This is a genomic window from Delftia lacustris (assembly GCF_040267515.1).
In the GTDB taxonomy this organism is placed as follows: domain Bacteria; phylum Pseudomonadota; class Gammaproteobacteria; order Burkholderiales; family Burkholderiaceae_C; genus Comamonas; species Comamonas tsuruhatensis.
The window spans coordinates 5,267,473-5,291,902 of the sequence record NZ_CP141274.1 but is presented as its reverse complement, the minus strand read 5'-3'; the positions used below and the strand labels follow the sequence as shown (position 1 = coordinate 5,291,902).

Annotated in this window: 21 protein-coding genes, 1 pseudogene, 1 CRISPR repeat array and 1 riboswitch (1 of these 24 cut by a window edge); of the genes and pseudogenes, 17 read left to right on the top strand and 5 right to left on the bottom strand. The window is 62.5% G+C overall.

What is annotated here, in order from left to right:
• Positions 1 to 997: 997 nt before the first annotated feature.
• On the top strand, positions 998 to 1,300 hold the full coding sequence (locus U6958_RS25680) for a hypothetical protein (protein WP_016453867.1): 303 nt from the start codon (positions 998 to 1,000) through the stop codon (positions 1,298 to 1,300).
• A 239-nt stretch (positions 1,301 to 1,539) separates the two neighbouring features.
• Here U6958_RS25680 and U6958_RS25675 read toward each other — a convergent pair.
• Positions 1,540 to 2,723, bottom strand: a protein-coding gene (locus tag U6958_RS25675; protein ID WP_201266015.1) for an IS3 family transposase whose coding sequence is annotated in 2 segments (ribosomal slippage) — positions 1,540 to 2,441 and positions 2,441 to 2,723 — 1,185 coding nt in all. Because the reading frame shifts where the segments join, the coding sequence is not laid out codon by codon here.
• Positions 2,724 to 2,848: 125 nt separating this feature from the next.
• On the opposite strand from U6958_RS25675, the pseudogene U6958_RS25670 reads away from it, so the two are divergent.
• From U6958_RS25670 to U6958_RS25660, 3 genes and pseudogenes are all read left to right on the top strand, one after another.
• Positions 2,849 to 3,664 (top strand): annotated as a pseudogene (locus tag U6958_RS25670) (IS5 family transposase).
• Positions 3,665 to 3,990: 326 nt separating this feature from the next.
• Entirely contained in the window at positions 3,991 to 5,106 is a 1,116-nt protein-coding gene (locus U6958_RS25665; RefSeq protein WP_016453862.1) for a DUF262 domain-containing protein, read from the top strand.
• The gene (locus tag U6958_RS25660; protein WP_016453861.1) at positions 5,103 to 5,777 is read left to right on the top strand and encodes an MAE_28990/MAE_18760 family HEPN-like nuclease; all 675 of its coding nucleotides are present in this window, start codon (positions 5,103 to 5,105) and stop codon (positions 5,775 to 5,777) included. The genes U6958_RS25665 and U6958_RS25660 overlap by 4 nt, the downstream gene beginning before the upstream one ends.
• Positions 5,778 to 5,915: 138 nt before the next feature.
• On the opposite strand, the gene U6958_RS25655 is transcribed toward U6958_RS25660, so the two are convergent.
• Positions 5,916 to 6,338: an ankyrin repeat domain-containing protein gene (locus U6958_RS25655; protein WP_016453860.1), complete on the bottom strand. Its 423-nt coding sequence runs from the start codon at positions 6,336 to 6,338 to the stop codon at positions 5,916 to 5,918.
• A 60-nt stretch (positions 6,339 to 6,398) separates the two neighbouring features.
• Entirely contained in the window at positions 6,399 to 6,692 is a 294-nt protein-coding gene (locus tag U6958_RS25650) for a helix-turn-helix domain-containing protein (RefSeq protein WP_016453859.1), read from the bottom strand.
• Between the two features lie 141 nt (positions 6,693 to 6,833).
• Between U6958_RS25650 and U6958_RS25645 the strand changes: the two genes are divergently transcribed.
• Positions 6,834 to 7,217, top strand: coding sequence for a hypothetical protein (locus tag U6958_RS25645; protein WP_074923177.1), 384 nt, complete (start codon positions 6,834 to 6,836; stop codon positions 7,215 to 7,217).
• A gap of 37 nt (positions 7,218 to 7,254) precedes the next feature.
• On the opposite strand, the gene U6958_RS25640 is transcribed toward U6958_RS25645, so the two are convergent.
• Positions 7,255 to 7,605: a helix-turn-helix transcriptional regulator gene (locus U6958_RS25640; RefSeq protein ID WP_074923176.1), complete on the bottom strand. Its 351-nt coding sequence runs from the start codon at positions 7,603 to 7,605 to the stop codon at positions 7,255 to 7,257.
• Positions 7,606 to 7,868: 263 nt separating this feature from the next.
• Between U6958_RS25640 and fusA the strand changes: the two genes are divergently transcribed.
• Positions 7,869 to 9,971, top strand: a complete 2,103-nt coding sequence (fusA, locus tag U6958_RS25635) for an elongation factor G (RefSeq protein ID WP_074923175.1) — start codon at positions 7,869 to 7,871, stop codon at positions 9,969 to 9,971.
• A gap of 285 nt (positions 9,972 to 10,256) precedes the next feature.
• On the opposite strand, the gene U6958_RS25630 is transcribed toward fusA, so the two are convergent.
• A complete protein-coding gene (locus U6958_RS25630; protein WP_016449664.1) occupies positions 10,257 to 11,171 on the bottom strand; it encodes an inositol monophosphatase family protein in 915 nt (304 codons plus the stop codon).
• A 216-nt stretch (positions 11,172 to 11,387) separates the two neighbouring features.
• Here U6958_RS25630 and U6958_RS25625 point away from each other — a divergent pair, with 216 nt between their 5' ends.
• From U6958_RS25625 to cas2, 11 genes are all read left to right on the top strand, one after another.
• On the top strand, positions 11,388 to 12,215 hold the full coding sequence (locus tag U6958_RS25625; RefSeq protein ID WP_043792886.1) for an RNA methyltransferase: 828 nt from the start codon (positions 11,388 to 11,390) through the stop codon (positions 12,213 to 12,215).
• Between the two features lie 35 nt (positions 12,216 to 12,250).
• The gene (gene cysE / locus U6958_RS25620) at positions 12,251 to 13,075 is read left to right on the top strand and encodes a serine O-acetyltransferase (RefSeq protein WP_016449662.1); all 825 of its coding nucleotides are present in this window, start codon (positions 12,251 to 12,253) and stop codon (positions 13,073 to 13,075) included.
• A 62-nt stretch (positions 13,076 to 13,137) separates the two neighbouring features.
• Positions 13,138 to 13,800: a nitroreductase gene (locus U6958_RS25615; RefSeq protein WP_047473818.1), complete on the top strand. Its 663-nt coding sequence runs from the start codon at positions 13,138 to 13,140 to the stop codon at positions 13,798 to 13,800.
• A 62-nt stretch (positions 13,801 to 13,862) separates the two neighbouring features.
• Positions 13,863 to 13,988, top strand: a riboswitch (TPP riboswitch).
• A gap of 265 nt (positions 13,989 to 14,253) precedes the next feature.
• Complete coding sequence (gene thiC, locus U6958_RS25610) at positions 14,254 to 16,197, top strand: phosphomethylpyrimidine synthase ThiC (RefSeq protein ID WP_017407427.1); 1,944 nt, start codon at positions 14,254 to 14,256, stop codon at positions 16,195 to 16,197.
• A gap of 174 nt (positions 16,198 to 16,371) precedes the next feature.
• Entirely contained in the window at positions 16,372 to 18,615 is a 2,244-nt protein-coding gene (locus U6958_RS25605; protein WP_074923174.1) for a CRISPR-associated helicase/endonuclease Cas3, read from the top strand.
• A 41-nt stretch (positions 18,616 to 18,656) separates the two neighbouring features.
• Positions 18,657 to 19,331 (top strand): type I-C CRISPR-associated protein Cas5c, encoded by a 675-nt coding sequence (gene cas5c, locus U6958_RS25600; protein ID WP_074923173.1) that lies wholly within the window; start codon positions 18,657 to 18,659, stop codon positions 19,329 to 19,331.
• Positions 19,328 to 21,160 (top strand): type I-C CRISPR-associated protein Cas8c/Csd1, encoded by a 1,833-nt coding sequence (gene cas8c, locus U6958_RS25595; protein ID WP_074923172.1) that lies wholly within the window; start codon positions 19,328 to 19,330, stop codon positions 21,158 to 21,160. Before cas5c ends, cas8c begins: the two co-directional genes overlap by 4 nt.
• Complete coding sequence (gene cas7c / locus U6958_RS25590; protein ID WP_074923171.1) at positions 21,157 to 22,038, top strand: type I-C CRISPR-associated protein Cas7/Csd2; 882 nt, start codon at positions 21,157 to 21,159, stop codon at positions 22,036 to 22,038. Before cas8c ends, cas7c begins: the two co-directional genes overlap by 4 nt.
• Positions 22,039 to 22,065: 27 nt before the next feature.
• Entirely contained in the window at positions 22,066 to 22,722 is a 657-nt protein-coding gene (gene cas4, locus U6958_RS25585) for a CRISPR-associated protein Cas4 (RefSeq protein WP_074923170.1), read from the top strand.
• Complete coding sequence (cas1c, locus tag U6958_RS25580; protein ID WP_034368861.1) at positions 22,707 to 23,747, top strand: type I-C CRISPR-associated endonuclease Cas1c; 1,041 nt, start codon at positions 22,707 to 22,709, stop codon at positions 23,745 to 23,747. Before cas4 ends, cas1c begins: the two co-directional genes overlap by 16 nt.
• A 103-nt stretch (positions 23,748 to 23,850) precedes the next feature.
• On the top strand, positions 23,851 to 24,141 hold the full coding sequence (cas2, locus tag U6958_RS25575) for a CRISPR-associated endonuclease Cas2 (RefSeq protein ID WP_016453846.1): 291 nt from the start codon (positions 23,851 to 23,853) through the stop codon (positions 24,139 to 24,141).
• A 183-nt stretch (positions 24,142 to 24,324) separates the two neighbouring features.
• A CRISPR array of direct repeats spans positions 24,325 to 24,430; the repeat unit is 32 nt; unit sequence GTCGCGCCCCGTGCGGGCGCGTGGATTGAAAC; it runs 1,123 nt beyond the window's last position.

Genomic DNA, 24,430 nt, shown 5'->3' with positions numbered 1-24,430 from the left:
ATGCAGTCAAAAAGTCGTTGATCGAAGCGACTCCATGTCTGACGTGTCAGCCTGTTTGAGTGTTTTGGCACAGCCTCTACAAGTGGGCCACAATCTTAATTTCGGGAAAACCCGGGTAGCAGTTGAGGAAATTTCTAGAGCGTTTTCTGAACTTTAGGCGCTGCAATAGTAATGAGGCTAGAGGCCGGTGATGCCCCGCAAGGCGATGCCGCGTTCGGCACTGGTTTAGAAGTAGGAGCCACAGACGTGCAAGCTTGGCTCTCAAATGGCACGTCAACGATAGCCTTGGCTGCCGGATTTTGAAGGATAGGCGATGACGCGATGAAGCTAAACAAGGCTTGGTGGGAGCATCTGGCGCCGAAGTCTGTGATTGGACGGCGGCGCGAGGTTGAGCAGCTGCTTGAAGACTTCGTGCGGTCCTCCGACTACGCGCGGGGATGGGCGCGGGTGGCTATCCCCACTGTGTTTAGGCTCAAGCCAGGCCAAGTGATACCCGTGCTGCGCATGATTTTCATGGGCGACCGTCCGGGGGGCATCTCTCCGTTGCGGAAGCTCATGGATGGGCACAGAACGGTGGACCGCAAGTCAGAGTAAGGTCTCGGCGCCCTGGGCGAAGGCGAGTTAGCTATCCAGCCTACGATTTCGGTGGAAGTCGTTACTGATCCCCTGTACTAGGCTGCGGCCATGCACGGAACTACGCAGATTGAAGAAAGCACCATCAGGAGCCCTAGCCTTGTATTTTCGGTGCCCGCGCACTTCCTGCTATCGTCCAAGCACTACCTCCGAGCGCGCATACGTCTTCTACCAGCACATCTTCGGCGCTGGTGCGTCGTACCCTGACGACGGGTCCTTTTATGTGGGTGTGTCCACCCGCAGCTGGCAAAAGCGCTGATCTGAGTACCATCGCGCGATTGAGACTGGCAGTTCATTGCTTTTCCATCGCCGATTTCTAGAAGAGCTAGAGGGCGAGCGTCTCACGTACGTGCACCACAAGGTGATGGCTATCACCGACGATCTGAAGCAGCTCTACGAGGCGGAAGAGTTCCTAGTGGAAGGGCATTGGGATGACGAGCGCCGGCTCAACATGGTGCCGGGCGGAAAGAGCGGCCTGCGCGAAAACGGATTGCTTTCGAAAGGCGTCGTTCCTCTGCCCGATGACCGCGACAAGATACTGCACAAGTGGCTGAATGACCATGCCCGCTTGGGATTGCTAGCGCCATGGGTCGCCGAAAAGTGGAAGGACAACGACTGGGCGATGGCGCAGATTTGCGGGCGGGATGGGCGCTTGTCCGTGGTATAGGTCAAGGCAATACGCGAGCTCGCTAAAACCCACACGCCCGAGGAAATTTACGTGCGCATCGGGGCGAAAGACGTGGCCAAGTGAAACGAGTCCTGGATGGAAAAACCTACGCACGAATAACCTGTTCTCCCACGCGCTGTACCAAGCCACCACTGCTCGCGCTGGTGGCTTTCTCTATGCTTGAAATTGAACAATGTCGTGGTCAAGTCTTTTCGGACATTCCGATAGGGGATGTTCGTTCAAGCTGAGTGAGCTGCCAACGCCTGCTGCATCTCGTAGTCATTGGGTGACTGGTATCCCAGCGTGGAGTGCAACCTGATAGGGTTGTAGAAGCCCACGATGTAGTCCGCGATGTCCGCCTGGGCCTCAGCATGGTTTGCATAGTCGCGCTGCCAGACACGCTCCATCTTCAAGTTCAGGAAGAATCTCTCCATCACTGCGTTGTCCCAGCAGTTGCCCTTGCGACTCATGCTGCACACCAGGCCATGGCTCTCCAGCAACCCCATGTGCAGTTCGCTGGCGTACTGACTGCCTCGGTCCGAATGAACCAGCAATCCTGGCTTGGGGCGGCGGCTTGTGATGGCCATGCGCAGCGCCTCGCACACCAGCTGTGCTGGCATGCTCGGGGCCATGGCCCAGCCCACTACTTTTCTGGAGAACAGGTCCAGCACCACCGCCAGATAGAGCCAGCCACTGCGTGTGCGAACGTAGGTGATGTCGCTGGCCCATGTCTGGTTGGGCTTTTCAGGTTTGAACTGGCGCTGCAGCACATTGTCTGCAACAGGCAAGCCATGGCGGCTGTCGGTGGTGTGCGTGAACTTGCGCCGCCAGCGTGCTCGCAGTCCGTGCGCGGCCATCAAAGTGCGTGCTTTGTAGCGCCCAACAGCCCAGCCTTGCAATTTCAGCTGTGCACTCAGGCGGCGACTGCCGTAGCTGCTCCCACTGGCATGGAAGACTGCTTTGGCCTGAAGGCTCAGTGGGCTCACTGCAGCCTTTGTGGTGGCGCGCTTGCGCGCCGCGTACCAGCCCGAGCGGCTCATGCCCAACACCCTGCACCACTGGCTTACTGGGGCCTTCTGCGCCTGTGCTTGCGCACTCATCAGGTCCTGAATCATTTCATTTCCCGGGCGAAGAAGGCCGACGCTTTTTTTAGGAGTTCATTGTCCGATTGCAGTTGCCTGACCTGCGACTCCAATTGCCGAATGCGTTGCTGCTCGGCCGTCAACGGCTTGCCAATACCCGGACGTCCGGCCGCCTCTTCGTCGTACTGCGCCAGCCAGCGGCGCACCGCGCTGTCAACCAGATCCAGATCCTTGCTGACCTGAGCCACGCTCAGATTCTGTTCTCGGACCATCTTGACCACTTGTAGCTTGAAGGCTGCGTCAAACGCCCTGCGCGCTCTTTTGTCTTTCATGTTCGTCATTTCCTCTGGGGTCTATGGGCCCCTATCGAGGTGTCCTATTTCATTGGACCATGACACAAAATCAGCCGCTTAGAGCGTTTTCTTAACTTTGAGCGCCGCAATAGCAGTGAGGTTAGAGCGCGGCTATGCCCCGCAAGCCCCACCCGACGGACGTCAGCAACGAAGAATTGAGCTTCGCTGGCCCTTATCTGACGCTGATGGAAGAGGCGGCGCCGCAGCGCCGCCATAACTTGCGCGAAGTCTTTAACGCCCTGTGCTAGCTGGTTCGTGGAGGCGCACCTTTGCGTCTGTTGCCCAACGACTTCCCACCGTGGGAGGCGGTCTACCAGCAGAGCCGCCGCTGAGTGGAGGCGGACTGCTTCGAAGCGATGGTCTCGGATCTGCGCTCGATCATTCGCGTGGCCCAGGGCCGGCAGGGTCAGCCGAGCGCGATCGCGCTCGATGGTCGCACGCTGCAGTCGAGCAGCGAGAGCGGACCGCGCGCAGGCTACGCCGGCTACAAGCGCAGGCGAAGCAGCAAGGTGCATATGGTGGCAGTCGATACGCTCGGCCACCTGCTGGCGGTGAACGTCACGCCGCCCGACGAACAGGAGCGTGCCCAAGTCGACCACCTCTGCGCCGCAGTGCAGCAGGCCACGGGCCACACGGTCGAGCTGGCGTAGGTAGACCAGGGCGGCACCGGAGAGAAGGCGCGAGAGGTCGCACAGGAAAATGACATCACACTGCAGATCGTGAAGCTACCTGAAGCGAAGAAAGGCTTCGTGCTGCTGCCCAGGCGCTGGGAGGTTGAGCGTAGCTTTGGTTGGCTGGCGCGCTTTCGACGACTGTCTCTGGACTATGGACGGCTGCCCGAGGTGCTCAGCGGACTGCACTCCCTCTTCTTTGCCGTGCTCATGCTGCCCAATGCCGCACGACTGCTAGCTTGTGCCAGTAGTTCATAACACACCCTAAGCAGCCATTGACGAAATTAAGTCATTGTGTGTCGAATGGGCGTTGCGCGAAGGTAACCGTAGCGTGGTTCCTGCACATTGTGATCGTTGTGTTGCTGCATACCCTGTATGCACCTTGGGTTTAGCGTGTGGCTTGCGCTCCTGTTGTTGGCTACAATAAAGCGGTTGCGTAGAAGGCATTGCATTTGTTCACCACCCTCTGCATGATACGGCCAGCTGGTGAGGCTCCACTGGTGTTTTTTTTAATAAGCGTTTACCAAGGCCGTTTCATTTCTGAAAAATGGCATGCTACATGCGGAGTTACCAAGGTATATTAAATGAGCGTTCAAAATCTGCAGGCTGAATTGGAAAAGGCAAAACGACAAGTCGTTACCGATGGCTATGAGATGTCGCTGGGCGAAATCGCAAGCCTCTACAAGAATGATGAACTAATAATTGCCCCCGCTTATCAACGCCTAATTCGTTGGGAAGATTCTCAGAAGACCCGCTTTGTTGAATCGATTCTATTGGGGCTTCCGGTCCCTCCGGTATTTGTTTTTCAGCGTGAAGACGGTGTCTGGGAGCTGATTGATGGTCTCCAGCGTATCTCGACTGCTCTGCATTTGATGGGGGTGTTGCAGGTTAATGGAAAACTTATGGATCCACTGGTTTTATCAGGGACTAATTTTCTGCCATCGTTGGATGGTATGAAATGGACAAGTGGCCAAGTCGGTGATGCGAATGTTTTCAATACTCCGCTTCAGCTCGAAATAAAGCGGGCTAGAATTCGAGTGGAGATTTTGCGCAAGGAAAGCGATCAAGATGCCAAGTACGAGTTGTTTCAGCGTCTCAATACAGGAGGATCGAAACTCAGCGACCAGGAGGTTCGCAACAGCGTTCTGGTGATGCTCAATGAGAATTTTTTCAATTGGATTCGCGATCATTCTGCCAAGCAGGAATTCAAAGACACAATTCAGCTCACTCCCACGCAACAGGAGTTGGCACAAGATAATGAAATGGTATTGCGCTTTGTGGCCTACCGACGTGAGGCGTATACTAAAGGGTTGGATGTTAATGAGTATCTAGACCACGCAGCACGTAAATTGAGCGCGCTGACTGCAAACGAACTGGCCGATGAATCAATAACCTTTGATTGGACTTTTGAGCTATTGTGGAAGACGTTTAATGGCGAAGCATTCAAGCGCTGGGACGGCAATCGACATACAGGCCGATCTATGCTTGCCGCCTTTGATGTTATCGCTTACGGTGTAGCGGAAAATCGACAGAATATTATGGCTATGCTAAATGATGCCCAGCGTCAGAGTTGGCTAGTCGACAAGGTTCGTTCTTTGTGGACAAACGAAATTTATTCAAATTATTCTGGTCAGGGTGTTCGCGGAACAACGCGGATGGCCAATCTGCTTCCCTTTGCTGTAGAGTATTTTAAGCCATGAAGATCAGGTCAACAGAGGATCTGACAAACTACTTAGATGATGATTTGGCGTGGCGACGCAAAGAGATTATTGAATTGCGCGTAATGGCGAAATCAGCCAAGGCGAAGAAGGCGGATGTTCATGTTCGGGCAGGTGTTGCCATGTTATACGCACACTGGGAGGGTTTTATAAAAAATGCCTCTAATGCCTACGTCGTCTTTGTGTCAGCACGTGGAATGAAGACGCGCGATTTGCAGGACTCATTTATTGCGCTGAGTATCAAAACCAAGCTCAGTCTGATGGGTGATAGTGGGAAATCTTCAGTAGCCGTTCCAGCAATTACGCACCTTATGTCGTTGCTTGATAAGCCAGCTTTGCTACCAGTCACAGGGATTACCGCAGAGGGGAACCTGAAGTCGGATGTGTTTGTCAATATTGCGGGCTGGCTGGGTATCGATGTTGCCCGATACTCGTCTCGCTTCAATCTGATTGATGAGACCCTGTTGGCCTCAAGAAATAGGATTGCGCATGGGGAGTATCTCAGTATCTCAACGCAACGTTTCGAAACTCTTGCCGAAGAGATACTAGAGCTGATGATGTGGTTCAAGACTGATTTGGAAAACGCCGCGGCGCTCAAGTCCTTCCAGCGCATAGACAGCACACTACCCGCCTTGGCAACTAGCGTGACATAAGGACTCAGGCTTGGATGGTAGCTGCAACTGACGTTGCTCAGTCTGACGCCGCCGGCCAAGCGGGCCGTTTGGCTGGCTGTTCCCGACTGGCTGCCGACTTTGAAGGTATGCCTGGGCGCTCGCGAACGTTCGACACTTTCAAGACTGGCTTACCAAGAGCACCCGTTCAACGCGCCCCGAACAATACGCCCGAGCAAAGTCAACCGCCGTTTCACCCCTCTCAGTCTTTGCGTACACGTCAGCCCCGTGCGCGAGCAGCCAGAGGATGGCATCAAGCGGTTCATCCCCAAGATCCCCTCCGCGTTGAATAGTCGAGTCGATTGAAAAATCAACGGCCATGTGAAGCGCAGTCCACCCGTCCGCATAGGCCCGCCTCACATCGGCGCCGTACTGCAGCAGCAAGTCCAGGGCCTTCAAGTCGTTTGCACAAGCCGCTGCCATCAGAGGCGACTGGCCTTCCTCATCCATTGCGTTGGCATCGACGCCAGCCTCAAGCAGACGTCTCACTTCGGTGATTTGCCCATCGTCAATGGCTTTCATGAGCGCACTGATGTCATCCATGCCCAACCTCCGGTTTCGGCCGTTCTTTTGGAGGTCTCGAAGCTCAGCGAATCTCGGCTGCTAGTCCGCAGTCCCGCCCCGCAGTTCCTCCTCAGCCCTTCCCATCACCTCCGCCGCGCCACACCCCAACCCCCGCGCAATCTTGAACACGATGACCAGCGTGGGCATGTGCTCCCCGCGCTCCACCTTGCCCATGTGAGAACGCTCGATATCGGCGAGGTTGGCCAATGACTCCTGGGAGATGCCGCGCTCGTTGCGAAGGGAGCGCACCGCCGCGCCGAAAGCCCGGGCAATGTCTGCATCAAATGAAGTGGCGCCGACTGGACGGCCGCGTTTGACAGGACGCTTTTGCATGGGCAAGAGCGTCAGTTTTTGATGCAATTTAAACCACGTTATATTTAACTCTTTTGTTGATTTTGGGCTGCTGCTGCCTTGCATCCGGCACAGCTCGGTACGAGGCCGAGACGCAGGCTTCAATCATCAGAGGAGGCTTCGATGGATCAAGACATCTGCACCATTTCCGAACCCAAACTCGACGACCTGGCCATCGACGCCGTCCTGCACCTGGGCGCTGCCCTCGAAGTGCTGGAGCTGCACGCTCGCCACAAGGTCACGGCCATCAACTGCGTCTGCCGCGACCTGCTGCGCATCTACTACGCCAAGGCCGATCAGGCGCAGTCGCTGGAGCCGCAGGACAAGGAGCTGCTGGGCCTGCTGCACGACACGGCGGTGGACCTGGGCTATGCCGTCGAGGTGGTGGACCATCTGAACGGCGACGAGGCCGATGACCCCATCCTCTATGCCGTGAGCTATCTGCTCAAGGCGGCCAAGCGGTTTGCGGATGAGGGCGTTGCTGCGGCGCTTGCCGGGAACGGGTAGGGCGCAGGGCTGCCGCCTGCGTTGCGGGGGCCGGGCTTCAGGGGCAGGGTTTGAGGTGGGCCGCCGTGGCCTGTTCGGTCAGCGGGTCTTCGGCCAGGGCCTGCAGCAGCGCGTCCAGCAGGCCGGGAAAGCGCGCATCCAGGTCTTGGCGGCGCAGGGAGAGCAGGTTTTCCCGGCCGTCGGGGCGCTGCCAGATCACGCCGCTGTCGCGTAGCACGCGCCAGTGGTGGGTCATGGTGGATTTGGACTGGCCCTGCAAGAGCGAGCCGCAGGCGCGCTCATGGCCTGCGGCCAGCGCGCGCACCACGGCCAAGCGCAGGGGGTTGCCCAGGGCGTTGAGCAGGTTTTCCAGGCGTATCTGTTCGCGGTCGGGGTGGTTGGCAAGCATGAATCGTCCAGTCGATGGGGCGCCACTGTGCCATGGAAGCAATGCCGCACGTCGCTGATGCGGCGTGGCGCGGGCAGTTATCTGGCAGACAGGGGCATGGCGTGGTGAAAACATGAATCGTTCTGCAAGAAGTTGCGGAAGATAGTACGATTGTCTTCGTACATTCCAATTGTCATCAACCCTCATTCAACCCCCGCGAGAATCCGACCCTTCGAACCGGCAGATCACGCACTTACGCTTTCGTAGCACCCAGGAGTCCTTTCATGGCCCGCCATACCCCCATAGAACGCTATCGCAACATTGGTATCTCCGCGCACATCGATGCCGGCAAGACCACCACGACCGAGCGCATCCTGTTCTACACCGGGGTGAGCCACAAGCTGGGCGAGGTGCACGAGGGCGCCGCCATCATGGACTGGATGGAGCAGGAGCAGGAGCGCGGCATCACCATCACCTCGGCGGCCACGACCTGCTTCTGGAAGGGCATGGACGGCCGCTTTGACCAGCACCGCATCAACATCATCGACACCCCGGGCCACGTGGACTTCACCATCGAGGTGGAGCGCTCCATGCGCGTGCTCGACGGTGCCGTGATGGTCTATGACGCCGTGGGCGGCGTGCAGCCGCAGTCCGAGACGGTCTGGCGCCAAGCCAACAAGTACAAGGTGCCGCGCCTGGCCTTCGTCAACAAGATGGACCGCACGGGCGCGGATTTTCTGCGCGTGCGGCAGATGATGATCGACCGCCTCAAGGCCAACCCCGTGCCCATCGTGCTGCCCATTGGCGCGGAGCAGCAGTTCACCGGCGTGGTGGACCTGCTCAAGATGAAGGCCATCATCTGGGACGAGGCCACGCAGGGCATGAAGTTCGAGTACCAGGAGATTCCCGCCGCCATGGTGGCAGACGCCAAAAAGTGGCGCGAGTCCATGGTGGAGGCGGCTGCCGAGGCCAGCGAAGACCTGATGAACCGCTACCTGGAAGAGGGCGACCTGCCCGAGGCCGACATCCTGCGCGGCCTGCGCCTGCGCACCATTGCGGGCGAGATCCAGCCCATGCTGTGCGGCTCGGCCTTCAAGAACAAGGGTGTGCAGCGCCTGCTGGACGCTGTGGTCGAACTCATGCCTTCCCCGCTGGAAGTGCCGCCCGTGGAGGGCCATGCGGAAGACGGCTCCATCATCGTGCGCCATGCCGATGACAGCGAGAAGTTCTCTGCCCTGGCCTTCAAGCTGATGACCGACCCCTTCGTGGGCCAGCTCACCTTTGTGCGCGTCTACTCGGGCGTGCTGAACAAGGGCGACAGCGTGCTCAACTCCGTCAAGGACAAGAAGGAGCGCATCGGCCGCATCGTGCAGATGCATGCCAATGAACGCCTGGAGGTCGATGAAATCCACGCAGGCGACATTGCCGCCTGCGTGGGCCTGAAGGACGTGACCACGGGCGAGACCCTGTGCGACCCGTCCGCGCCCATCGTGCTGGAGAAGATGGTCTTCCCCGAGCCCGTCATCGCCCAGGCCGTGGAGCCCAAGTCCAAGGCCGACCAGGAAAAGATGGGCATCGCCCTGTCGCGCCTGGCGGCCGAAGATCCGTCGTTCCGCGTGCGCACCGATGAGGAATCGGGCCAGACCATCATTGCCGGCATGGGCGAGCTGCACCTGGAAATCATCGTTGACCGCATGAAGCGCGAATTCAACGTGGAAGCCAACGTGGGCAAGCCCCAGGTTGCCTACCGCGAAACCATTCGCCAGAAGGTCACCGATGTGGACGGCAAGTTCGTGCGCCAGTCCGGCGGCAAGGGCCAGTACGGCCACGTGGTCTTCACGGTGGAGCCGCAGGAACCCGGCAAGGGCTTCGAGTTCGTAGACGCCATCAAGGGCGGCGTGGTGCCGCGCGAGTACATCCCTGCGGTGGAAAAGGGCGTGGTCGAGGCCCTGACCAGCGGCGTGCTGGCCGGCTACCCCGTGGTGGACGTCAAGGTCACGCTGACCTTCGGCTCTTACCACGACGTGGACTCCAACGAAATGGCGTTCAAGATGGCGGCCATCTTCGGCTTCAAGGAAGCGGCGAGAAAGGCCAGCCCCGTCATCCTCGAGCCCATGATGGCCGTGGAAGTCGAGACGCCCGAAGACTACGCCGGCACCGTCATGGGCGACCTGTCCTCGCGGCGCGGCATGGTGCAGGGCATGGACGACATGGCCGGCGGCGGCAAGTCCATCAAGGCCGAAGTACCCCTGTCCGAAATGTTCGGCTACGCCACCTCCCTGCGCTCGCAAACGCAAGGCCGTGCCACCTACTCCATGGAGTTCAAGCACTACGCCGAAGCACCGCGCAACGTGGCCGAGGCGGTGATCAACGCACGGGTCAAGTAAAAGAGTCTGCGCCACAGGCCAGGCCGTGAGGCCATGGCCGTGGCCCTCACCCCTCCCGTATGCCGACGCAGGTTGCCCGCAGCGAAGCGAAGGGACGTGGACATTCGGGTCGCCTTCTTTGATCTGACCTTTCTTGGCGAATCAAGAAAGGGCAGTCGGCCGCCGGGCCGAGACCCGGCCTCGAAAAACACCCCCCCGGCAGGGGCAAAAAGCGCACCGAACCCACGCCCAACGAAAAACAGCTCCTTGAAGGAGCTGTTTTTCATAAGAGAGGAGAAGCCGGAATCAAGCCTCAGGCTGCTGCTCAGACTCAGCAGTTTCAGCATCAGCGACGGGAGCCGCCTCTCCAGAATCAGACAGCGCCTGCCGCACACCCGCCTTCTCACCAGCAGAAGCAAACTTGCTGTACTTGCCAACGATGCCGACCAGCGCACCATAGATGCGCGGATTGCCCGCCAGGCATTCCTTCTGCTCCAGGAAATCCGCCTCACCCGTGAAGTTGCCGACCAGGCCACCGGCCTCGGTCACCAGCAGGCTGCCGGCGGCCACGTCCCAGATCTGCAGGCCGCTTTCAAAGAAGCCGTCGGCAAAGCCGGCTGCCACGTAGGCCAGGTCCAGCGCGGCGGCGCCGGGGCGGCGCACGCCTGCGGTTTCCTGCATCACGTCGCCCAGCATGTTCATGTACTGCTTGAAGTTGTCGCCACGGCGGAAGGGGAAGCCGGTGGAGATCAGGCTGTCCTTGAGCTGGATGCGCTTGGACACGCGGATGCGGCGGTCATTCAGGTAGGCACCGCGGCCGCGCGTGGCGGTGAACAGGTCGTTGCGCGAGGGGTCGTACACCACGGCATGCTCCACCTTGCCCTTGAAGGACAGGGCAATGCTCACGCAGTACACGGGGAAGCCGTGGATGAAGTTGGTGGTGCCGTCCAGCGGATCGATGATCCAGACGTAGTCGGAGTTCTTGGCGCCGAACTCGTTGCCCGATTCCTCGGCCAGGATGCCGTGGCCCGGGTAGGCGCCCAGCAAGGTTTCGATGATGGCCTGCTCGGCCGCCTTGTCCACCTCGGTCACAAAGTCGTTGACCTGCTTTTGTGCGACACGCACGGATTCCACGTCAAGAGCCGCGCGGTTGATGATGGCGCCGGCGGCGCGTGCGGCCTTGATAGCCACGTTGAGCATGGGATGCAGGTTGGTCGACATAGATTGTGAGGCGTTGGCGGAGCAGCGGCTGTGCAAGGAGAGGACGGTCCTCTCTGGCAAAAGCAGGCTGTTTGACGCGGGTAAGAACGGAAAAAGCCGCGTCCGGCGATGCGGGGCGGCGACAATAGCGCGCAATTTTACCCGCCTTGTCCGTTTTGTGCTGCGCAACCTGTCCCGTCTTGGGGGCTCTGCCGGCGCCGGCAGGCCAGCGACGCCATGAAAACCCGATTCGTACTGATAGAAACCAGCCACGCCGGCAATGTGGGTGCCGCCGCCCGCGCCTTGAAGACCATGGGCTTTGACGACCTGGTGCTGGTGCGCCCGCGCTGGCCCAACGTGCTGCGCAAGGAAGAGACCATCCAGCGGGCCAGCGGCGCGCTGGACGTGCTGGGCAATGCGCGCGTGGTCGAGACGCTGGAGGAGGCGCTGGACGGCATCAGCCACCTGTGCGCCACGGCCATGACGCCGCGCGACTTCGGCCCGCCCACGCGCACGCCGCGCCAGCATTTCGAGCTGCTGCTCAGCGGGGCGCTGGATGTGCTGGCTGCGCCCGATGAGGCCGATGCGCCCGATGAAGCGGCACCGCCCACCGATGCATCCGTGTCCGCACCGGCTCCCGCGCCGCGCTGCAACCAGTCCGGCGTGGCCTTCCTGTTCGGCTGCGAGCGCTTCGGCATGAGCAACGACGATGTCTACCGCAGCGATGTGGCGCTGTCGATTCCGTCCAATCCGCAGTTCGGCTCGCTGAACCTGGGGGCAGCCATCCAGGTGGTGGCCTATGAGTGGCGCCAGGCGCTGGGCGGCTTTCCCGTGGTGGAGCACACGCCTGCGCCGCAGCGCGCCGACGCGGCCCAGGTGGCCGGCATGCTGGGCCACTGGGAGCAGGCGCTGGCGCATATCGGCTTTCTCGATCCGGCCGCGCCCAAGAAGCTGATGCCGCGCCTCAACCAGCTTTTCAACCGCTCGCAACTGACCGCCGAGGAAATCCACATCCTGCGCGGTGTTGCGAAGGCCATGCTGCAGAGCACTCCAGCGAAACGCTAGACTGAGCGGTCTTGTCAACAATAACCAGCCCCTAGATGCTTGACCGCCTGCGCTCCGATATCCAGTGCATCCTCGACCGCGACCCTGCGGCACGCAGCACCTGGGAGGTCATCACCTGTTATCCGGGTCTGCATGCGATCTGGCTGCAGCGCCCGGCGCACTGGTGCTGGAACCATGGCCTCAAGTGGCTGGGGCGCTTCATCTCGCACATCGGCCGCTGGCTCACCGGCATCGAGATCCATCCGGGCGCCGTCATCGGCGAGCGCGTCTTCATCGACCACGGCATGGGCGTCGTCATCGGCGAGACGGCCGTGGTCGGCGACGGCTGCACCATCTACCACGGCGTGACCCTGGGCGGCACCTCTCTGTACAAGGGCGCCAAGCGTCATCCCACGCTGGGCCGCGATGTGGTGGTCAGCGCGGGCGCCAAGGTGCTGGGCGGCTTCGAGGTGGGCGACGGCGCCAAGATCGGCAGCAATGCCGTGGTCATCAAGCCCGTGCCCGCAGGCGCCACGGCCGTGGGCATTCCGGCGCGCATCATCGCCAGCAAGAACGGCCACAGCGCCGATGTGACCGAGCACGACCCGGCATCGGCCAAGGCCGAGTCCATCAAGGTCCCGGCCTCTGCCGCGCCCCAGCCGTTCACGGCCTACGGCATCACCCAGGAAATGGACCCCGTGGCCCAGGCCATGCGCGGCCTGAGCGATGGCGCGGCCGCGCATGAGCAGCAGATCGCGCTGCTGTGGGAGGCCATTGCCAAGCTCTCGGCAGGCAGCAAGGTGGGCGACTGCGTGCCCTGCGAGTCCGAGCGCCCGCAGGCCTTCCAGAAGGACAAGATCGACCAGATCATGGGCAAGTAGGCCTGCACAAGATCACCAAAGATCCCCAAGATCCCCCAAGAAGACCGGAGACTCCGACCAGCATGAACGTTGAACAGGCCTTGCATGCGCGCCGCTCCGTGCGCGCCTTCCTGCCCCAGTCGCCCGATGCGGCGCTGGTGCGCACCCTGATGGAACAGTCGGCCAATGCGGCCTCGGGCGGCAACCTGCAGCCCTGGCGCGTGCTGGCGCTGACGGGAGAGCCGCTGCAGCAGCTGCTGACCGCCGTTGCCGAAGCCGAGCCCCAGGACGCCCAGCCCGGTCTGTCCTACCCGCCCAATCTCTGGGAGCCCTACCGCAGCCGGCGCTTTGCCAATGGCGAAGAGCTGTACCAGTCGCTGGGTATTCCGCGTGACGACAAGCCCGCGCGGCTGGAGCAGCTGGCGCGCAACGGCCAGTTCTTCGGCGCGCCCGTGGGCCTGATCGTGGCGGTGGACGAGCGCATGGGCCTGCCGCAATGGGTGGACCTGGGCATCTACCTGCAGTCCTTCATGCTGCTGGCCTGCGCCAATGGCCTGGCGACCTGCGCCCAGGGCTTCTGGCGCCGCTACAACGACGCCGTGACCCAGGCGCTGGCGCTGCCCGAGGGCTACCACGTGGCCTTCGGCATTGCGCTGGGCTACGAGGACAAGAACGCCCCCATCAACGGCTGGCGCGCCACGCGCGCTCCGCTGGCCGAATGGGGTGCGCTGCGCGGCTTCGACTGACTGCGGCGCATGGCCCCTGGGCAAACCCGCAGGCGATGGGCCGCCAACCATCCCCTATACTTGCCGCTGCTCCGGGGTGTGCTGATGCACTGAGATGCCAACCGGTCCATGCGCTGCATGGGCCAGGCGGCGAACCCGACGAACTTGATCCGGTTGATACCGGCGGAAGAAGAGCGGGACCCTGAAGCGGGGCCGAAGTCAGAGGATGGAAGTCCGCCACGGCGGATACACGCAGGGCCGCAACGGCCAGGCAGGCCACCATCCAACGCACATCGGCTCTTGCCAACCAAGGCTGCTCGTGCGCCTTGGCGTGCGTGGCAACCAGGGGCCAAGGCCATACGGCCCTGGCAGGCCCACACTGGCATAGCCCGGTGCGCGGCCTTTGGCACAGCCCAAGGAGTGTCCGGTTCCCGGAGCGTTGTTGATCGACGCTTTGAACGCAAGGAACCCGACATGAACGCTCCCGATTCCATCTTCACCCCCGCAGCCGGCGAAGCTCCCGACGCACAGCGTTTTTCCGACCTGCTGGCGCAGTCGCGCAAGCCGTTCCCGGCCTCCACCAAGAGCTATCTGCAAGGCAGCCTGCACAGCGGCCTCAACGTGCCCGTGCGCGATATCCAGCTGACCAATGGCGAGCAGGTCAGCGTCTATGACACCTCGGGCCCCTACACCGACCCGGCCGTGGCCATCGACGTCCGCAGCGGCCTGCCCGGCGTGCGCAATGCCTGGATCGAGTCGCGCGGCGACAGCGAGTACTACGCCGGCCGCCTGCGCCAGGCCCTGGACGACGGCGGCAAGCGCGGCGAGGAAGACGAGCGCGTGGCCCGCCTGCGGGCCGAGGCCGCATCGCTGCAGCGCCAGCCGCGCCGCGCCAAGAGCGGTGGCAACGTCACCCAGATGCACTACGCGCGCAAGGGCATCATCACGCCCGAGATGGAGTACGTGGCCCTGCGCGAGAACGGCCGCCGCGAATGGATGGCCGAGTACCAGCAGGACGCCGCGCGCGAGGCGCGCCTGGCCGGCAACGGCCTGGGCGCCGCCATCCCCAAGATCATCACGCCCGAATTCGTGCGCGACGAAGTGGCGCGCGGCCGCGCCATCATCCCGGCCAACATCAACCACCCCGAGATCGAGCCCATGGCCATCGGGCGCAACTTCAAGGTCAAGATCAACGCCAACATCGGCAACTCGGCCGTCACCTCCAGCATCGAGGAAGAGGTCGAGAAGCTGGTCTGGGCCATCCGCTGGGGCGCGGACAACGTGATGGACCTGTCCACCGGCAAGAACATCCACACCACGCGCGACTGGATCATCCGCAACTCGCCCGTGCCCATCGGTACCGTGCCCATCTACCAGGCGCTGGAGAAAGTGGGCGGCATTGCCGAGGACCTGACCTGGCCCATCTTCCGCGACACCCTGATCGAGCAGGCCGAGCAGGGCGTGGACTACTTCACCATCCACGCCGGCGTGCGCCTGGCCTACATCCACCTCACGGCCCAGCGCCGCACGGGCATCGTCTCGCGCGGCGGATCCATCATGGCCAAGTGGTGCATGGCCCACCACCGCGAGAGCTTCCTGTACGAGCACTTCGAGGACATCTGCGACATCATGAAGCAGTACGACGTCAGCTTCTCGCTGGGCGACGGCCTGCGCCCCGGCAGCGCCTCGGACGCCAATGACGAGGCCCAGTTCGCCGAACTGCAGACCCTGGGCGAGCTGACCCAGCTGGCCTGGAAGCACGACGTGCAGACCATGATCGAAGGCCCCGGCCACGTGCCCATGCACATGATCCAGGCCAACATGACCGAGCAGCTCAAGCACTGCCACGAGGCGCCGTTCTACACCCTGGGCCCGCTGACCATCGACATCGCCCCCGGCTACGACCACATCGCCAGCGCCATCGGCGCGGCCATGATCGGCTGGTTCGGCACCGCCATGCTGTGCTACGTCACGCCCAAGGAACACCTGGGCCTGCCCGACCGCGACGACGTCAAGCAGGGCATCATCGCGTACAAGATCGCAGCCCACGCGGCCGACGTCGCCAAGGGCCACCCCGGCGCCCGCGCCCGCGACGACGCGCTGAGCCAGGCCCGCTTCGACTTCCGCTGGCAGGACCAGTTCAACCTGGGCCTGGACCCCGACACCGCCCAGGCCTACCACGACGAAACCCTGCCCAAGGACAGCGCCAAGGTGGCGCACTTCTGCTCCATGTGCGGCCCCAAGTTCTGCTCCATGAAGATCACCCAGGAAGTGCGCGAATTCGCCGCTGCCAAGGGCGTGGCCGAGCAGGAAGGCATTGCCGCCGGAATGCAGGCCAAGGCCGAGGAATTCAACCGCGCGGGCGGGGAGTTCTATATCCCCATCGTGGCGGCCAGCAGCGATACGACGGCGCGTTGAAATCTGCTGACTCCTGATCGGGAATGCGCCATGTAGGCTGATATTTCCCCTATAGTCGATCCAGCCTTGGACTGGTCAAATAAACACCGCAGGCGCTTTTGGTGCCTGCGGTGTTTTTTCTTAGGACTATTCCTGTTTTTGCCGAGAAATAGACGGAAGAATCTGAATTGTCTTATGGGTGACTTCTTTGCGCATTCCACAGCCAATGTTTCAAAGGCCGATTGGCAATCCCTGCCGGATCACCTGAAGGGTGTGGGCACACTGGCTCGACAGTTCGCACAGGCCTTCGGTGCCGGTGAGCTGGCTGAGATACAGGGCTGGCTGCATGACCTGGGCAAGTACACCGAGCCCTACCAACTTCGGCTGCAAGGCGGCGCACTGCGCGTGGACCACTCCACCTGGGGCGCGCGCATTGCGGCCAGACACTATCCCGGAATAGGCCATTTGCTGGCCTATGGCATTGCCGGGCACCATGCGGGATTGGCCAATGGGGATGGGCAAGGGGAAAGAACCGCATTGCGCCAGCGGCTCGATGACGGGTATGAATTGCCGGCGCTCGATTCCGCCTGGAAGCGCGACATCGCATTGCCCGCCAAGCTGCCCATGGTCGATCTCAAGCCCTGTGACGGCAAACGCAAGAATTTCCAGTTGGCATTTTTCACACGCATGATGTTTTCATGCCTGGTCGATGCCGATTTTCTCGATACGGAGCGCTTTTATCTGAAGACGGAAAGCCGTCCCGATCATCGCAGCGCGGGTAAGCCGGTGCCCAGCCTGCAGGCCTTGCGCGAGCAGCTCGATCACTTCCTGGCAGGTCTGCCGACGGGGGGCGACGTCAACCCCATCCGCTCAGGCATCCTGCAGCATGTGCGTGCGCAGGCGGAACTGGCGCCGGGGCTGTTTTCCCTGACGGTGCCCACGGGTGGGGGCAAGACGCTGGCGTCGCTGGCCTTCGCGCTGGACCACGCCATACGCCATGGCCTGAGCCGAGTGATCTTCGTGATTCCGTTCACCAGCATCGTCGAGCAGAACGCCGCCGTATTTCGCAGGGCCCTGGGCCCGCTGGGCGATGCCGCCGTGCTGGAGCACCACAGCGCTTTCGTGCAGACCGAGCCGCCGCGCGACGACCCTGAAAAATACCAGGCGCAAAAGAAGCTGCAGCTGGCCATGGAGAACTGGGACGCGCCCATCATCGTTACCACGGCCGTGCAGTTCTTCGAAAGCCTGTTCGCCGCCCGGCCATCGCAATGCCGCAAGCTGCACCGCATCGCGGGCAGCGTGGTCGTGCTGGACGAGGCCCAGACCATGCCCCTCAAGCTGCTGCGGCCCTGCGTGGCGGCCATCGACGAACTGGCGCGCAACTACCGCGCGAGCGTGGTGCTATGCACCGCGACCCAGCCTGCACTGGTGGCGCCCGATTTCGAGGGCGGCCTGAACGAAGTGCGGGAACTGGCGCCCGACCCGGACCGGCTGTTCACGCAACTGGAGCGCGTGCGCGTGCGGCACCTGGGCGTGCTGGACGATGAGGCGCTGGCCGGGCACATGCGCTCGCGCGAACAGGTGCTGTGCATCGTCAACAACCGCCGCCATGCGCGGGCCGTCTACCAGGCCATGGCCGATCTGCCCGGCGCACGCCATCTGACCACGCTGATGTGTGCCCGGCACCGCAGCGAGGTGCTGGCCGAAGTGCGGCAGATGCTCAAGGAAGGCAAACCCTGCCGGCTGGTATCGACGAGCTTGATCGAGGCCGGCGTCGATGTGGACTTTCCCACCGTGCTGCGTGCCGAGGCGGGCCTGGACTCCATCGCCCAGGCCGCTGGCCGCTGCAACCGGGAGGGACGGCGCGCCAGGGATGCCAGCGAGCTGCTTGTGTTTCTGCCGGGCAATCCGGATTGGGCACCGCCACCTGAACTCAAGCAGTACGCGGAGAAGGCGCGAGAAGTGCTCAGGCAGTTCGAGGCGCAGCCTCTGGCCCCCGAGGCCATCCAGCGCTACTTCTCGCTGCTGTACTGGCAAAAGGGCTCGCAGGCCCTGGATGTGCCGGATCTGCTGAGGCAACTGACGGCAAGCCGCTTCGACAGCCTGCCGATGGAAACCCTGGCGGCGAAGTTCCGGCTCATCGACAGCGTGCAGATACCGGTGATCGTGCCGTATGACGACAAGGCCAGGGACGCGCTGCGGGCGCTGGAGCATGCGCAAGGCAGCGTGGGCCTGGCGCGCAGCCTGCAGCCCTACCTGGTGCAACTGCCGCGACAAGGCTTTGATGCGCTGCGCAAGGCCGGGGCCGTGGTGCCGGTGGTCGAAAGCAAATGGGGTGATCAATTCATGGTGCTGGCGCACGAGGGCTTGTACGACCCGCGCCATGGCATCCATTGGGATGAGCCCGCGCTGATCCAGACCGAGCATTTGTGCTGGTAGCGCAGGCAACGGTGTCTTGCCGCTGAAGGAGAGGAGAGGGCATGGGATTTGGAGTGAAACTGAAGGTCTGGGGTGAGCGCGCCTGCTTCACCAGACCCGAGATGAAGGGTGAGCGTGTCAGCTACGACGTCATCACGCCTTCGGCCGCGCGCGGCATTCTGGAGGCCATCCACTGGAAGCCGGCCATACGTTGGAGCGTAGACCGCATCCACGTACTGAAGCCGATCCGCTTTGAATCGATACGGCGCAACGAGGTCGGCAGCAAGATCTCTCCGGCCAGTGTGTCCAAGGCGATGAAGGCCGGCTCCACGGAAGGCTTGGTCACGCATGTGGACCAGGACCGCCAGCAGCGTGCGGCCACGGTGCTGCGCGACGTGGCCTATGTGATCGAAGCGCATTTCGAGCTCACGCCCAAGGCAGGCGCCGACGACTCGGTGGGCAAGCACCTGGACATCTTCAACCGCCGAGCGCGCAAGGGCCAGTGCTTTCAGATGCCCTGCCTGGGCGTGCGCGAGTTTCCGGCGGACTTCGGCCTGCTCGAAGACGGCGAGGCATTGCCCACGCCGCACGAAAGCCTGCTGTCCGAGCGGGACCTGGGCTGGATGCTGCACGACATCGACTTTGCCAACGGCATGGCCCCGCGCTTTTTCCGCGCCAGCATGTCCGGTGGCGTGATCGCCGTGCCGCCCTGGCACAGCGAGGAGCTCAAGTCATGATCCTGCAGGCGCTTGCCACCTACTACCAACGGCTGCTGGAACGCCGCGAGGAGGGCCTGGCGCCCTTTGGCTACAGCCCCGAGAAGATCAGCTACGAGATCCTGCTGGCCACCGATGGCCGTGTGGTGCAGGTCAACGACATCCGAGACACCACGGGCAAGAAGCCGCTGCCGTGCGTGATGAACGTGCCCCAGCCGGAGAAAAGAACGGTGGGCATCAAGTCCAACTTCCTCTGGGACAAGACCAGCTATGTGCTGGGCGTGAGCGCCACCAGCAAGCGCGCGGACAAGGAGCATGAAGCCTTCAAGGCCTTGCACCGCGAGCATCTGGCCGGCACGCAGGACGCGGGCCTGAAGGCCTTGCTGGGCTTTCTCGATGCCTGGACGCCGCAGCAATTCGAAGTGCCCCATTTCACCCCGGACATGCTCGATGCCAACATGGTGTTCCGCATGGATGGCGAAAAGGCCTATCTGCACGAACGCCCGGCCGCTCAGGCCCTGCGTGCCCGGCTTCTGGACAGCGACGACGGTGGAGAAAGCAGTCAGGAGTCGGTGGCGACCTGTCTTGTGAGCGGCGAAAGCCTGCCCGTGGCGCGCCTGCACCCGGTCATCAAGGGCGTCAGCGGTGCGCAGAGTTCTGGCGCCTCCATCGTCTCCTTCAACCAGGAGTCATTCACTTCCTACGGCAAAAGCCAGGGCGACAACGCACCTGTCTCGGAGCAGGCCGCCTTTGCCTACACCACCGTGCTCAACCACCTGCTGCGGCGCGGCGAGCATAACCGCCAGCGCCTGCAGATCGGTGATACCAGCATCGTCTTCTGGGCCGAGGCCGCAGATGGCCAGGAGGCCGAACAGGCCGTGCGGGCCGAGTCGCTGCTGGCCGACCTGCTCGATGACCGTCCCTCGGACGACCAGGAGGCCGCGCGCATCCGCATCGAACTGGAGAAGGTGCAGAAAGGCCGGCCGCTCAGCGACATCGACCCCAGGCTCGAGGAAGACACGCGCATGTACGTGCTGGGCCTGGCGCCCAATGCCTCGCGCATCTCCATCCGTTTCTGGGAGGTCGGCACGCTGGGCCTGTTTGCGCGCCGCCTGGCGGAGCATGCCCATGACTTCGCGCTGGAGCCACAGCCCTGGAAGACGGCCCCGTCGGCCTATCGCGTGGTCTTGGCCACGGCACCGCACCGTGAGGGCAGCGCGCCCAAGATGGACGACGCCATGAGCAATCTCGTAGGCGAGTTCATGCGCGCGGTGCTCACCGGCCGCCCCTATCCACGTAGCCTGCTGGCCAACGTGCTGATGCGCATGCGCAGCGACGGCCATCTGTCGGGGCTGCGCGTGGGTATCTGCAAAGGCATTCTGGCGCGTGAGCGCCGCCTCGGAATCAACAGTGACAAGGAGGAGATCCCCGTGAGTCTGGACAAGGAATCCACCAACGCGGCCTACCGGCTGGGCCGCCTTTTCGCCGTGCTGGAAAGTGCCCAGCGCCAGGCGTTGGGCGGGCAGGTCAACGCGACCATCCGCGACCGCTACTACGGCGCTGCCTCGGCCACGCCGGCATCGGTATTTCCCATGCTGCTGCGCAATGCGCAAAACCATCTGGGGCGCCTGCGCAAGGACAGGCCGGGCGCTGCCGTGGGGCTGGAAAAGGACATTGGCGAGATTGTCGGCGGTCTCACCGACAGCTTCCCGCGCAGCCTGCGCATCGAAGACCAGGGTCGTTTCGCCATCGGCTACTACCACCAGTCGCAAAGCCGTTTCAGCAAATCGGTTGCCAACGACGACAGCAACGATTCCACAGAAGACACCTCCGAGGAAGCCTCCGCATGACCGCCATCGCCCACCGCTACGAATTCGTCTACCTGTTCGACATCACCAATGGCAATCCCAATGGCGATCCCGATGCCGGCAACCTGCCGCGCCTGGACCCCGAGACCAATCGAGGCCTGGTCACCGATGTCTGCCTCAAGCGCAAGATCCGCAACTTCGTGAGCCTGGACAAGGAAGATGCGCCTGGCCATGCCATCTACATGCAGGAAAAGGCCATCCTGAACCACCAGCATCGCAAGGCCTACGAGGCCATCGGCATCAAGCCCGAAGACAAGAAACTGCCCAAGGACGAAACCAAGGCCCGCGAGATCACGGCCTGGATGTGCGCCAACTTCTTCGACATCCGCACCTTCGGCGCTGTCATGACCACGGGCGTCAATGCGGGCCAGGTGCGCGGACCCATACAGATGGCCTTCGCCACCTCCATCGACCCCGTGGTGCCGCTGGAAATCTCCATCACGCGCATGGCTGTCACCACGGAAAAAGAGGCCGAAGCCCAGAGCGGTGACAACCGCACCATGGGCCGCAAGCACATCATTCCCTACGGCCTGTACCGAGCCCATGGCTTCATCTCGGCCAAGCTGGCCGAGCGCACCGGGTTTTCCAACGAGGACCTGGACCTGTTCTGGCGCGCGCTGATCAACATGTTCGAGCATGACCGCTCCGCCGCACGCGGCGAGATGGCGGCGCGCAAACTCATCGTCTTCGAACATGAAAGCGCCATGGGCAACGCGCCTGCGCATGTGCTGTTTGACGCCGTCAAGGTGGAGTCCGCACAGCCGGCCGATGCGGGCGCTCCCCGGCGCTTTGCTGACTACCGTGTGCACATCGACACTGCGGCCGTGCCTTCGGGCGTGACCCTGCGGGAACTGATCTGAGACGGGTGGCAAAGCCGCCGACGCACCATGAGCGAAGACGACGCCATTGCCCTGTCGGCATTGCAGCACTACCTGTACTGCCCAAGGCAATGCGCCCTCATCCATGTCGAGCAACTGTGGGCCGAAAGCCGGCATACGGCTGAAGGCCGGCTGCTGCATGAAAAGGCCGACAAGCCCAAGGCCGAGCGGCGCAAGGGTGTGCGCACTGTTACGGCCATGCCGCTGGCCGAGACGCGCCTGGGCATCACCGGCATTGCCGACGTAGTGGAATTCCACCAGGGCCCACAGGGCGAGCGAGCGTTTCCCGTGGAGTACAAGCGCGGCCGGCCCAAGGCCCATCGTGCCGATGAAGTCCAACTCTGCGCCCAGGCGCTGTGCCTGGAGTCCATGCTGGGCCAGCCGGTAGAGGCGGGCGCCCTTTACTACGGCGAGACCCGCAGGCGCACCGATGTGCGCTTCGACAACGAACTGCGCCAGCTCACCTGCGGCACCATTGCCGCGGTGCGCTCCATGCTGGACTCGGGCACCACGCCAACGGCGCGCTACAGCCCCCGGCTGTGCGATGCCTGTTCGCTGCTGGACCTGTGCCAGCCCAGGCTGTTGGGGCGCACCCAGAGTGTCAATGCCTGGCTGTCAGCGCAATGGGGCCAGCAGATGGAAGAAGGTCCATGCGACGGCAACTGAACACCCTGTACGTGACCACCGAAGGCGCCTGGCTGCGCAAGGACGGTGCCAACATCGTGATGGAGGTCGAGCAGCGCGAGCGTGCCCGTCTGCCGGTGCACATGCTCGAGAGCCTGGTCTGCTTCGGACGCGTGCTGGTGTCTCCACCGCTGATGGGCTATTGCGCCGAGCAGGGCATCTGCACCAGCTTTCTCACGCCCAACGGGCGCTTTCTTGCGCGGGTGGAGGGGCCTGTTTCCGGCAACGTGCTGCTGCGCCGTCAGCAGTACCGGGTCAGCGATGATCCGGGCCGTTGCGCCGCCATCGTCCACAACATCCTGCTGGGCAAGCTGCACAACCAGCGCGCGGTCCTGGGCCGGGCACTGCGTGACCACGGCGACAAGCTGGAGCCCGAAGCCGAGGCAGCACTGACGCACGCCTACAGGCGGCTGGGGCGCATTGCGGACAAACTGCCCGGAGAAACCAGCCTGGACATGCTGCGCGGCTACGAGGGCGAGGCGGCGCAGGCCTATTTCGGCGTGTTCGACATGCTCATTCGCGTGGACAGCCCCGCCATGCGCTTTCAGGGGCGCAGCCGGCGCCCACCGCGCGACGCGGTCAATGCCTTGCTGTCTTTTCTCTACACCCTCGTCACGCACGACTGCCGCTCAGCACTCGAAAGCGTGGGCCTGGACCCCGCCGTGGGCTTCTTGCACCGTGACAGGCCTGGGCGCCCCAGCCTGGCGCTGGACCTGCTGGAGGAATTCCGCCCCCTGCTGGCGGACCGGTTGGCGCTGTCGCTGATCAACCGCAAGCAACTGGGTGAGCGCGACTTCCAGACCATGGACAACGGAGCGGTCCTGCTGACCGAAGCATCACGCAAGACCGTGCTGACCGCCTACCAGGAACGCAAGCGTGAAGAACTGCGCCACGCCTTCATCGAAGAAAAAGCCGCCATCGGACTGTTCCCCTTTATCCAGGCGCAACTGCTGGCCCGCCACCTGCGCGGTGATCTCGATGCCTATCCGCCATTCCTTTGGAAATGAAACATGGCCCCCACGCTTCCTTTGTTGCGCAAGGTCCGCTGCCCCCCGAGGGAGCCGCTTTTTTATCTTGGGGCAGCCCGGCGATGAGAAATGAGGTGTGCCGATGATGGTCCTGGTGAGCTATGACGTCCGTACCCAGGACCCGGATGGTGCCCGCCGCCTGCGGCGCATCGCCAAGGCCTGCCGGGACTTCGGCCAGCGCGCGCAATACTCCGTCTTCGAAATAGAAGTGGACGCCGCGCAATGGGTCGCCCTCAAGGCGCGGCTGATGCAAATCATCGACCCCGCCCAGGACAGTCTCAGGTTCTACTACCTGGGCCAACACTGGCGCAGCAAGGTCGAACACATCGGCGCAAAGCCCGTGCTGGACCTCGACGCCCCCCTCGTCTTCTGAACCTCCGCGCGAACCCCAAGTGACCGCCACCTGCCCTTGAGGTTCGCGGCCGCGCAAGCTGTTGTTTTCAAAAGGGGGTGTGCGAGGGATTGGCTGAACGCCGATCCCGCAGCATGACAGTGCCGCTTGGTTCGCGGAAGCCTGGCTTTTTTCATAGCGGTGAAATTGCTCTATAAGTACCCCGTCGCGCCCCGTGCGGGCGCGTGGATTGAAACAAATCGGCCCATCGGCATAGCAGCAGGGCACCCCGGTCGCGCCCCGTGCGGGCGCGTGGATTGAAACAACGACA